The sequence below is a fragment of the Parapedobacter lycopersici genome, assembly GCF_024643285.1.
Lineage (GTDB): Bacteria > Bacteroidota > Bacteroidia > Sphingobacteriales > Sphingobacteriaceae > Parapedobacter > Parapedobacter lycopersici.
Genome location: NZ_JAMSLW010000014.1, coordinates 505 through 719 on the forward strand (window position 1 = coordinate 505; position 215 = coordinate 719).

Here is a 215-nt window from a genome sequence, read left to right on the forward strand (position 1 = left end):
GCCACCCAGGTGCTCAAGGAGCTCGAGGAGGCCAAGAAGGCCTACCCCGATGCCTTTGTCCGTATCATCGGCTTCGACAACGTCAGGCAGGTGCAGCTCATCAGCTTCATCGCCTACAAGCCCCCGGGCTGCGAGGAGTCTGGTGGCAACTAAGCCGTCATCGTCATATATAGCCTTGTTTAATTGTTCATCTCTGATTCGATGATGTCTCCCAC

General features: G+C 55.3%; 1 protein-coding gene. It reads left to right on the forward strand.

Annotation, left to right across the window (positions count from 1 at the left end):
• The first annotated feature begins 9 nt into the window (after positions 1-9).
• On the forward strand, positions 10-153 hold the full coding sequence (locus tag NEV57_RS15880) for a RuBisCO small subunit-like domain-containing protein (RefSeq protein ID WP_504928509.1): 144 nt from the start codon (positions 10-12) through the stop codon (positions 151-153).
• Positions 154-215: the final 62 nt, after the last annotated feature.